At 72.9% G+C, this 8049-nt stretch carries 9 protein-coding genes and 1 pseudogene; 6 read left to right on the top strand and 4 right to left on the bottom strand.

The window, feature by feature from the left end:
* The 4 genes from CCN72_RS17840 to CCN72_RS17855 all read left to right on the top strand — a co-directional run.
* Nucleotides 1-625, top strand: a 625-nt coding sequence (locus CCN72_RS17840; RefSeq protein ID WP_107430117.1) for a UdgX family uracil-DNA binding protein, incomplete at its 5' end; no start/stop codon positions are given.
* A 16-nt stretch (nucleotides 626-641) separates the two neighbouring features.
* Entirely contained in the window at nucleotides 642-1166 is a 525-nt protein-coding gene (locus CCN72_RS17845) for a GNAT family N-acetyltransferase (protein WP_086808380.1), read from the top strand.
* A gap of 93 nt (nucleotides 1167-1259) precedes the next feature.
* Nucleotides 1260-1559, top strand: a complete 300-nt coding sequence (locus tag CCN72_RS17850; RefSeq protein WP_086808381.1) for a DUF4229 domain-containing protein — start codon at nucleotides 1260-1262, stop codon at nucleotides 1557-1559.
* A gap of 102 nt (nucleotides 1560-1661) precedes the next feature.
* Nucleotides 1662-2324 (top strand): TetR/AcrR family transcriptional regulator, encoded by a 663-nt coding sequence (locus CCN72_RS17855; RefSeq protein WP_086808382.1) that lies wholly within the window; start codon nucleotides 1662-1664, stop codon nucleotides 2322-2324.
* 73 nt (nucleotides 2325-2397) lie between these two features.
* Here CCN72_RS17855 and CCN72_RS17860 read toward each other — a convergent pair whose 3' ends face one another.
* The gene (locus CCN72_RS17860; RefSeq protein ID WP_244174292.1) at nucleotides 2398-3975 is read right to left on the bottom strand and encodes an alpha/beta hydrolase; all 1578 of its coding nucleotides are present in this window, start codon (nucleotides 3973-3975) and stop codon (nucleotides 2398-2400) included.
* Nucleotides 3972-4382: a DUF4190 domain-containing protein gene (locus tag CCN72_RS17865; RefSeq protein ID WP_244174294.1), complete on the bottom strand. Its 411-nt coding sequence runs from the start codon at nucleotides 4380-4382 to the stop codon at nucleotides 3972-3974. The genes CCN72_RS17860 and CCN72_RS17865 overlap by 4 nt, the downstream gene beginning before the upstream one ends.
* Before the next feature lie 143 nt (nucleotides 4383-4525).
* On the opposite strand from CCN72_RS17865, the gene CCN72_RS17870 reads away from it, so the two are divergent.
* Complete coding sequence (locus CCN72_RS17870) at nucleotides 4526-5827, top strand: sensor histidine kinase (RefSeq protein WP_086808383.1); 1302 nt, start codon at nucleotides 4526-4528, stop codon at nucleotides 5825-5827.
* Between the two features lie 364 nt (nucleotides 5828-6191).
* The gene (locus CCN72_RS17875; protein ID WP_202441778.1) at nucleotides 6192-6833 is read left to right on the top strand and encodes a response regulator transcription factor; all 642 of its coding nucleotides are present in this window, start codon (nucleotides 6192-6194) and stop codon (nucleotides 6831-6833) included.
* A 51-nt stretch (nucleotides 6834-6884) separates the two neighbouring features.
* On the opposite strand, the gene lgt is transcribed toward CCN72_RS17875, so the two are convergent.
* Both lgt and CCN72_RS17885 read right to left on the bottom strand, forming a co-directional pair.
* A complete protein-coding gene (gene lgt / locus CCN72_RS17880) occupies nucleotides 6885-7757 on the bottom strand; it encodes a prolipoprotein diacylglyceryl transferase (RefSeq protein WP_158101364.1) in 873 nt (290 codons plus the stop codon).
* A gap of 46 nt (nucleotides 7758-7803) precedes the next feature.
* Nucleotides 7804-8049, bottom strand: a pseudogene (locus tag CCN72_RS17885) (MaoC/PaaZ C-terminal domain-containing protein); the annotation flags it as partial.

Genomic DNA, 8049 nt, shown 5'->3' on the forward strand with positions numbered 1-8049 from the left:
CGCCTACACCGCCGCCCCCTTCGTCCCCGCCCGCGGCGGACTCGACGCCTTGCGCAAGGCGGCGGCGGACTGCCGGGGCTGCCCCCTTCACGCCCCCGCCACCCAGACCGTCTTCGGCGAGGGGAGCAAGGACGCCCGGGTGATGCTCGTGGGGGAGCAGCCCGGTGATCAGGAGGACCGGCAGGGCAGGCCCTTCGTGGGTCCGGCCGGGCATCTGCTGCACAAGGCGCTGGCGGAGGCCGGGCTTGATCCGGCGCAGGCGTACGTCACCAACGCGGTCAAGCACTTCAAGTTCGCGCAGACCGAGCCCGGCAAGCGCAGGATCCACCGTGCCCCCACCCTGCGGGAGATGTCGGCCTGCGCGCCCTGGCTGGTGCGGGAACTGGCGCTCGTCCAACCCGAGTTGATCGTCGTCCTCGGCGCCACCGCGGGCAAGGCGCTGCTCGGCTCCTCCTTCCGGGTCGGCCGGGTGCGCGGCACCGTCATCGAGCAGGACATCCACGGTCGCCCCGAACGCCTGCTCCCCACCGTGCACCCGTCGTCCGTGCTCCGCTCCGATGACCGCGACGCCGCCTACCAGGGCTTCCTCGCCGATCTGAAAATCGCCGCACGGGCCCTCGGGTAATGAATAAGATGCGCCAGTGACCCTTACTTTCACCCTGGAACCCCCCATCACCCCCGCCCTGCGCGACGACCTCCTCGACCTCTGGACGGACGTGTCGAACGCGGGCGGCGCCGTCGGTTTCGTCCCGCCGGTCCACCGCGAGGAGATACGGCCCGAGCTGGTACGCCACTTCGTGCACATGGCCGAGGGCCGGACCCGGCTCCTCGTCGGCCGGGACGCGCACGGCACGACCGCCGCCGCCGCGTTCCTCACCGGGAACCCGCAGCATCTGAACGCCCACTGGCTCTCGCTGTACTCCGTGATGGTCCACCCCCGCCACCAGGGCAAGGGCTACGGCCGCGACCTGCTCGCCGCCGCCGAGGACGCGGCCCGCGCGACGCCCGGCATCGAGGCGATCCGTCTGTCCTGCCGCGGCGGCCACGGCCTGGAGCGCTTCTACGGCTCCTGCGGCTACAAGGAGGTCGGCCGCGTCCCCGGCGCCGTCCGCGTCGCCCCGGACGACGACCGCGACGAGATCTTCATGCTGCTGTCCCTCGGCTGACCGCTTCGCCCCCGCAGACCCCGCTGCATGATCGCCCACGAGGCGTGCTTCACTGGACGATGACCCCTTTTGGAATCGGACGAGTGGATTGAGATGCTCCGCTACACGCTGAAGCGCCTCGGTATCTTCGTGGGCTGCCTCTTGGTCGTCTGGGGAGCCGTCTACTCCGGCATCTTCCCGCGCGGCTTCGGCAGCTCCAACGGCCTGTGGATCGCCCTGCTCGCCCTGGTCGTCTCGGCGCCGATCAGCTGGGTCGTGCTGCGCAAGGAGCGGGACCGGGCCTCGATGCACGTGGTCGGCCGGGTCGACCGGATGAAGGCGAACCTGGAGGCGAACCGCAGCCAGGAGGACATCGCCGACGACAGCGCGCGGGCGCAGAGCCAGCCGTCGTAGGCGACACCCCTCACCCGTAGCCGTATCCGGCACCGGCCACCGGGAACATCAAGATCGTCAAAGGCCGGGTGGCGGCCCCGGCGTCCCTTTAGTCTTGCCCCCATGGGTGGCGGCAGGACCAGACGGATGCCGAGGGCGGAGCGCGAGCGGCAGATGCTCGACGCCGCCGTGGAGATCATCGCCCGGCACGGGTACACGGCCGCGTCGATGGACGAGATAGCCGAACTGGCGGGCGTCTCCAAGCCGTTGGTCTATCTCTACCTCAACTCCAAGGACGACCTCTTCACCGCGTGCATCCGCCGTGAGGCCGCCGCCCTGACCGAGGCCGTGCGGGCGGCGGTCCGTCCCGCCCTCCCCGCCGACCGCCAACTCTGGGACGGTGTGCAGGCGTTCTTCACCTACACCGCCGAGCACCCCGACGGCTGGACCGTCCTCCACCTCCAGGCCCGCACCCACGGCCCCCGGTTCGCCGCCGAGGCCGACGCCATGCGCGCGGAGATGACCGCCTTCGTCACCCGTCTGATCGCGAGCGCCGCCCAGGAGTCCCCGCACTCCCGTGATCTGTCCACCCGGGAGATCGAGGGCCTCGCCGTGGCCCTGGTCGGCGCCGCCGAATCCCTGGCCGACTGGACCAACACCACCCCGACCGCCACCGCCGCCCAGGCCTCCGCCGCCTTGATGAACTTCGCCTGGTCCGGTCTGGGCAACCTGATGTCCGGAAACCGCTGGGCGCCGCCGGGGGTGGCGTCGGCCGCCCGGCCCTGACCTCCCGGCGGGTCAGGGCCGGATCGCGGTGGCCCGGCAGCTCGGTGGCCCGGCAGCTCGGTGGCCCGGCCGGTCAGGCCGGGTCCGCGGTGGCCCGGCAGGTCACGTCCTCGGCGGGGAGCCTGCCCGTGGTCAGGTAGAGCGTGCCGGCCTTGTCCGCGCAGGAGTTGCCGCCGGGCACGTAGAGGACGCCGTGTCCCTCGCCGCCGGTGACGGTGAGCATCCGGGAGCCGCGCAGGGCATGGTGCATGGCCCGGCCGGCGAACAGGGGGGTCTGGGGGTCCCATTCGTTCTGGGTGATCAGCGCGCCGACCGTGTTGTCGATCGTGGTCTGCGGCTCGCTGCCCCGCGGCCAGAAGGCGCACGGCGTGATGGCGCTCGCGAAGTCGCCGTACAGTGGGTAGCGGGCCTTGTCACGGATCGCCTCGCGGCGGTAGCGCTCGGGGTCGTGCGACCAGGTCCGGGTGTCGGCGCACATGACGGACCAGGCGATGGAGGCGTAGTTGTCGTCGGGCGCCTCGGCCTGGTCGGACGTGCCGGACGTGCCGGCCGTACCGGACGGGGTGGGGGCCGGGGTCCCGTTCTCGGCGGCCATCTTCAGCGCGGCGATCCGCTCGGCGCCCGCCTCGACGTGGAAGAACGTGCTGTTGTCGGCGCGGATGTCGTCACCCGTCAGCGCCTGTCCGTCGAAGATGATCGGCTCGCGGTCCGCCCGCGCGATCAGCTTCCAGTAGGTCGCGCGGACCTCGGCGGGGGTGTCGCCCAGTCCATAGGTACGGTCGCGCCGGGCGGTCCACTCGGCCCATCGGGTGAACGCCTGCTCGGCGCCCTTCGCCATGTCCTGGAACGTCCCGCGGTAGATCCGCGTGGGGTCGGTCGCGCTGTCCAGCACGAACCGGTCGGCGCGCCCGGGGAACAGCTGCATGTAGACGGCGCCGAGGTAGGTGCCGTAGGAGTACCCCAGGTAGGAGATCTTCTTCTCGCCCAGCACGGCACGGATGACGTCCATGTCGCGGGCGCTGTTGCGGGTGATGAGGTACGGCAGCAGGTCACCGGCCTTCGCCCGGCACTTCTCGGCGACCGTGCGGGCCCACTCGACGTCCTTCGTGAAGGTCTCCGCCTTGTACGGATGGTCGGCCTGTTCCTCGGCGGTCAGGCCGCAACTGACGGGGGAGCTCTGGCCGGCGCCCCTCGGGTCGAAGCCGATGAGGTCGTACTGTCGCTTCACCTCCGCGGGGAACTGGAGCTCGGTGGGCAGCTGGAGTCCGGGTGCGCCGGGGCCGCCCGGGTTGAGCAGCAGGACGCCGCGGCGCTCCGTCGTACTGGTCGCCTTCAGCCGGGATATCGAGAGGCTGATCTTCCGGCCCCCGGGGTCGCTGTAGTCCAGCGGCACCTTGAGCGTCGCGCACCGCAGGGCGCGGGGGCTCTTCGCGTCGCAGGGCTTCCAGTGGAGCTTCTGCTGGGTGTACTCCCGCAGGGGGGCCGCGGCGGTGGAGACGCCGGACGAACCGGACGCGGCGAGGGCCGGGGCCGGGATCGGCGACGAGAGGCAGGCCGCCGTGAGGCCGGCGGCGAGGAGGAAGGCTCGGCGGGTGGTTCCGTTGCGCACGGTGTGCTCGTCCTTGTCGAAGAGGGTGGGCGGCCGGTTCACCGGTGGGAGGAGGCCGGTCGGTCTCCGTCGAGGTGCAGGCGGACGCACTGCGTGTACTGGTGGAAGCTGTCGGGCCGGTAGCACTCCTGCGTCTGGTCCGCGTACCAGAGCACGAGGACGGCGACCAGCCCGGACACCACGATGGCGAGGGCCGACGCCACCAGGGCGGTGACGGCCTTGCCGCGACCCGCGCCGGTCCTTCCGGCCGTCATCAGCGCGGCGATGCCGAGGATCAGGCCGATCACGGCGAGGGGGCCGCCGACGAAGACGACGGAGGTGAGCAGGCCGGTGACGCCCAGCGTCAGGGCGGCCGTGGCCAGTCCGTTCCTCGGTGTCGTGAGCCGTGTCCCTACGGCGTCTGGTCGCGCGGACGCCATGTGGTGCGTCTCGATTCCCTGGGCGTTCATCGGCCCGTCCTTCCATCCCGTCAACCGGTGAGCCTCGATGGTGGAGTTCGGGACCCGCGGCACACATCGCGGAAAGGCGGGAGAATCCGCTCCCCCGATCGAGGGAGGCCGCCGGTGAGCCGTCCGGGCATACTGACGTGGCTATGACCAGGGGATTCCGGCCGCTGCTGCGCGGCTCCACGTACGCGGGTGCACTCTTCGCCTATTGCGGCGCGTTGGTGAGCCTTCCCCTGCTGCCGTTCGCGGCGCTGCCGGCGCTGGCGTGGCCGTCCGCTCCGGAGGGCGTGCGGATCGTCCTGACCGTGCTGGTCTGGGCCGTGCTGATCGGCGTGATCGGGCTGGCTCGTACGACGCGGCGGGTGCTGATCGCGTGCGCCCGGCGGATGTTGGGGGTGCCGCTGCCGGACCCCGTGGCCGAGTCGTCCCGTTCCACGGCACCGGCCCGTTCCACGGCGGCATCGGCCCGCTCCATGGCATCGGCCCGTTCCACGGCACCGGGTTCCGACCGCCTGCGCACCCCCCTGTGGCTGCTGGCGCACGTGGCCCTGGGCTGGGCGGGGGCGCAGTCGGCCGTCCTGCTGGTCTGCGCGGGCCTGCTGCTGCCCGGTGGCTGGGCCGGTGCCGAGGCCGGGGTCAGCGTGCGCGGCTGGTCGCTGCGGCCGGAGCACGGCTGGCAGAGCTGGGCGGCGGCGCTCGGCTGCCTGCTGCTCGCGGCGGTGCTGTGCCTGGCGGTCACGGGCGCCCTGCGATGGCTGGCGCCCCGGCTGCTCGGCCCCTCGTCGGCGGAGCGGCTCGCGCTGGCGGCCGAGCGGGAGCGGGCGCTGGCCGAACGCAACCGGCTGGCCCATGAGTTGCACGACTCGATCGGACACACGCTGACGGCCGCCACGATCCAGGCGGCGGTGGCGGGCGAGGTGCTCGGCGCCGACCCGGAGGCGGCGCGCGCCGCGCTGCGCAGCATCGAGGAGTCGACCCGGGCCGCCCTCGAAGACCTGGACTACGTACTGGGCATGCTCCGCGAGGAGCAGACGGCTACGGCGCCGCCCCGCTCCCTGGCCGATCTGCCCGAGCTGCTCGACCGGTTGCGGCACGCGGGCGCGGTGGTGGAGCCGGAGCTGGCGGGCGACTTCACCCGGGTGCGGGGGACACCGGCCCGCGCCGCGTACCGGATCCTCCAGGAGGGGCTGACGAACGCGCTGCGGCACGGAGCGGGCGGCCCGATCCGGGTCACGGTGACGGCCACCCCGGACGCGCTACGGCTCAGCGTGGTCAACCGGACCGGTCCGGGGGGCGATTCGGCTACGACGGCCTTCCCGACGTCCGGCCACGGCCTGCCGGGACTCACCGAGCGCGTACGGCTCCTGCACGGCGAGATCACGGCCGGCCCCGACGGCCCCGACCACTGGCGGCTCACGGCCCGGCTGCCCGTACGGGTGCCGGCATGACCGGCTCCCTCGCGAGCGCGGCGACCACGGCGGGCTCCGAGGCGAGCGCGACGACGACCGGCTGCGTCGTGACCGCCCCCGACGCGGGCGTGACGCGATGACCGGCTCTGACGTGAGCGCGACGACTGCGACCGGCCCCGGTGTGAGCGCGACGGCCGCGACCGTCTCCGGGGTGGGCGTGGCGACGACGCCCGGCCCCGGTGTGAGCCCGGCGACCACGGCAGCCCCCGACACGAGCGAGACGACGATCGGCCCCGAGGCGAGCCCGGTGATCACCACCAGCCACAACGCGAGCGCGACGGCCGGCCCCGAGGCGAGCGCAGCGAGCGCGACCGGCCCCGACACGAACGCGCCCGTCACCCTCCTGATCGCCGACGACGACGCGGTGACGCGTAGCGGTCTGCGCACGTTGCTCGCGCTCCAGCCGGGGATCGTGGTGGTCGGGGAGGCCGCCGACGGTGTCGAGGCGGTGGAGCGGGCACGGCGGTTGCGGCCGGACGTCGTTCTGATGGATGTGCGGATGCCGCGGCTCGACGGCATCGAGGCCACCCGGCGGCTCCTCGCCGGACCGGCCGAGCCGCCGAAGGTCGTGGTGATCACCACCTTCGAGAACGACGGCTACGTCACCGCCGCACTCGGCGCCGGAGCCGCCGGCTTCGTCCTCAAACGGCTCCCGGTCCCCGAGATCGCCCGGGCCGTGCGGGTGGTCGCGGCGGGCGAGGCGATCCTCTTCCCCGCGGCCCTGCGCCGGTTGGTCACCGCCCGCCCGCTGGACTCCGCCGAGGCCCTGCCGCAGGCGGCGCTGACGGTCCGGGAGGAGGAGGTGCTGCGCCTGATGGCCACCGGTCTGTCCAACCCGGAGATCGCGCGGTCGTGCGGGGTCAGCCTGGAGACGGTGAAGACGCACGTGGGGAACGTGCTGACCAAGCTCGGCGCCCAGAACCGTACCCACGCCGTGGTGATCGCGTACGAATCCGGCCTGGTCGTGCCCGGCGTCACCGGCTGACCCGCACACGCCTGACGCACCCGCGCAACGCACCTGCGCAACGCACCCGCGTCACGGACGGGCCGGGGTCTCCTCGGCACCGGACTCACCGGACTCGGCGGACTCACCGGACTCGGCGGTCCCCGCGATCGCCTCGCGCGGCGCACGCCGTTGCAGCAGCACGAACCACACCACACCCGCCAGCGCCACCAGCGCCGCGATGTAGAAGTTGAGGCGCAGGCCCAGGAAGTACTGGGAGTAGTCGACGCGCAGGGACTCCTCGAAGACGCGGAACGCGGAGTAGCCGGCGACGTAGAGCGGGAACAGGCCGCCCGGACGGACCCGGCCGCTGCGGCCCAGGCGGATCAGGAGGGCCGCCAGGAGGAGGTTCCAGATCAGTTCGTAGAGGAAGGTGGGGTGGAAGGTGGCGTTGTGGAGGTAGCCCGCGGGGCGGTAGGCGGGGTCGATCTCCAGGCCCCAGGGGAGGCTGGTCGGGCCGCCGAACAGCTCCTGGTTGAAGTAGTTGCCGATACGGCCGATGGCCTGCGCGATCAGCAGGCAGGGGGCCAGCGCGTCCATCATCCCGGCGACCGAGGCACCCGCCCGGCGCAGCCGCCACACGCAGACCACCGTGGCCAGGGCGACCCCGCCCCAGATCCCCAGCCCGCCGTCCCACACCGCCAGCAGGCCCCACCAGTGATGGGGGATGCCCTTCGGCGTGGTCAGGTCGAAGTAGATCCGGCCGCCGAGGATGCCGAACGGCACACCCCACATCGCGACCTCGTCCACCAGCTCCGGGTCCCCGCCCGCAGCCTGCCAGCGGCGCCGGCCCAGGTAGACGGCGAGGCCGATGCCCACGACGTACATCAGGCCGTAGAAGTGGATGTACAGGGGCCCCAGGTGGAAACCGTTCACCGAGGGGGAGGGAATGGCGGCTAGCAGCATGGGGACGAGGGTACGTGGGGTACCTCTTACCGGGCCCTCCAGCGTCCTACGGCGCCTCGCCCACCCGCCCCGACACATGCACCCGGCCGTCCGCGCCCCGCAGCTCGAACCGGTCGCCCTCCGGTAACGCGCCGTACCGCACCACCCCCGGCAGCAGCACCGGCGCCCGGAACTCCACCCGGGCCGCGCGGACGTCCCCGTGCTCCGCCAGGCAGCGCGCCGCCGTCCACATGCCGTGGGCGATGGCGCGCGGGAAGCCGAAGAGGCGGGCGGTGAGGCGGGTGAGGTGGAT

The sequence above is a fragment of the Streptomyces murinus genome (assembly GCF_002154555.1).
Taxonomy (GTDB): Bacteria; Actinomycetota; Actinomycetes; order Streptomycetales; family Streptomycetaceae; genus Streptomyces; species Streptomyces murinus.